Below are 1,728 nucleotides of genomic sequence, written 5' to 3' on the forward strand. Positions count from 1 at the left end.
GGGCCATGCCGTGCGCCTCGGGCCCGGGTACGTACCCCATGGCGGGCGCGCCGGCCGGGGCCGCGGCCATGCCCGCGCCGAACCCGCCCCGCTCCAGCCGGTCGAGCCTGGCCTGGAAGGACCGCTCGTCGTCGAAGGCGGCGGGCAGCAGCACCCGGGCGCAGATCAGTTCCAGCTGGAGCCGCGGCGAGGTCGCCCCGCGCATCTCGGTGAGCCCGGTGTTGACCAGATCGGCGGCGCGGCTGAGCTCGGCGGCGCCGAACACCGAGGCCTGGGCCTGCATCCGCTCGACGACGTCGGCGGGGGCGTCGATGAGCCCCTTCTCCCCGGCTTCGGGCACGGCGGCCAGGATCACCAGGTCCCGCAGCCGCTCCAGCAGGTCGGCGACGAACCGGCGCGGGTCGTTGCCGCCCTCGACCACCCGGTCGACGACCTCGAAGGCCGCCGCCCCGTCCCCGGCGGCGAAGGCGTCGACGACGGAGTCGAGCAGCGAGCCGTCGGTGTACCCGAGCAGGGACGTGGCCATGGCATACGTCACACCCTCCTCGGCGGCACCGGCGAGGAGCTGGTCCATGACGGACATGGAGTCACGCACGGACCCGGCGCCGGCCCGCACGACGAGCGGCAGCACGCCGTCCTCGACCGTGGCGCCCTCGCGGCCGCAGACCTCGCCGAGGTAGTCGCGCAGCGTCCCGGGCGGGACGAGCCGGAAGGGGTAGTGGTGCGTCCTGGACCGGATGGTGCCGATGACCTTCTCGGGCTCGGTCGTCGCGAAGATGAACTTGAGGTGCTCCGGCGGCTCCTCGACCACCTTCAGCAGGGCGTTGAAGCCCGCCGAGGTGACCATGTGGGCCTCGTCGATGATGTAGATCTTGTAGCGGCTGGAGGCGGGCCCGAAGAAGGCCTTCTCCCGCAGGTCACGGGCGTCGTCCACACCACCGTGCGAGGCGGCGTCGATCTCGATGACGTCGATCGACCCCGGGCCGTTGCGCGCCAGGTCCCGGCAGGACTGGCACTCACCGCAGGGGTCGGGAGTGGGACCCTGCTCACAGTTCAGGCAGCGCGCCAGGATGCGCGCGCTGGTGGTCTTGCCACAGCCGCGGGGACCGCTGAACAGGTACGCGTGATTGACCCGGTTGTTCCGCAGGGCCTGCATCAGGGGGACAGTGACATGCTCCTGCCCGATGACCTCGGCGAACGACTCGGGGCGGTAGCGGCGGTACAGCGCAAGGGACGACACGTCTACGAGGTTATCCGGGCCCACCGACAAAGACGTCCCGCCGACCGCCCCGGAACGCAAAGCGCCCCCCACGCACCCGCCAGAGCCCACTTACCCTTGCTGCCTTCCGGCCCTGGGGGAGTTGGGTGAGATAGCGCCACGTGAGGGGCTGGGCCCCACCCTAGCGGATGCGGGCCCCCGGAATCGACCCGGTCCCGGCCCCGGCCCCGCCCGGATCCCTGCCGGAAGTCCCCGCGGACGATCACGTTCGCGAGCACCCCTCAACGTCTTGTATTGTTTGCCGCGGAGGATTCGCCTAGTGGCCTAGGGCGCACGCTTGGAAAGCGTGTTGGGGGCAACCCCTCACGAGTTCGAATCTCGTATCCTCCGCCAGTGCCTCACCGGGCACGTTGTGGAGGTGGGGCCCCCCCAGCGGGGTGGGGGGGAGCAAGGGGAGGCGACGCGAGAGGCGCCGCAACGCAGAAGGGGGGGGGCGCACCGGCGCCCCG

The 1,728-nt window shown here is 71.8% G+C and carries 1 protein-coding gene, 1 tRNA gene and 1 other RNA gene; 1 reads left to right on the forward strand and 2 read right to left on the reverse strand.

Annotated elements, in window-relative coordinates; genetic code table 11:
• Positions 1-1,240, reverse strand: a 1,240-nt coding sequence (locus tag ACFXA3_RS15430; protein ID WP_385187012.1) for a DNA polymerase III subunit gamma and tau, incomplete at its 3' end; no start/stop codon positions are given.
• A gap of 54 nt (positions 1,241-1,294) precedes the next feature.
• An RNA gene (ffs, locus tag ACFXA3_RS15435) (signal recognition particle sRNA small type) lies at positions 1,295-1,393 on the reverse strand.
• Positions 1,394-1,524: 131 nt separating this feature from the next.
• Between ffs and ACFXA3_RS15440 the strand changes: the two genes are divergently transcribed.
• Positions 1,525-1,612 (forward strand) — tRNA-Ser (locus tag ACFXA3_RS15440).
• Positions 1,613-1,728 lie beyond the last annotated feature (116 nt).

Source organism: Streptomyces sp. NPDC059456 (assembly GCF_042750055.1).
Classification (GTDB): Bacteria; Actinomycetota; Actinomycetes; order Streptomycetales; family Streptomycetaceae; genus Streptomyces.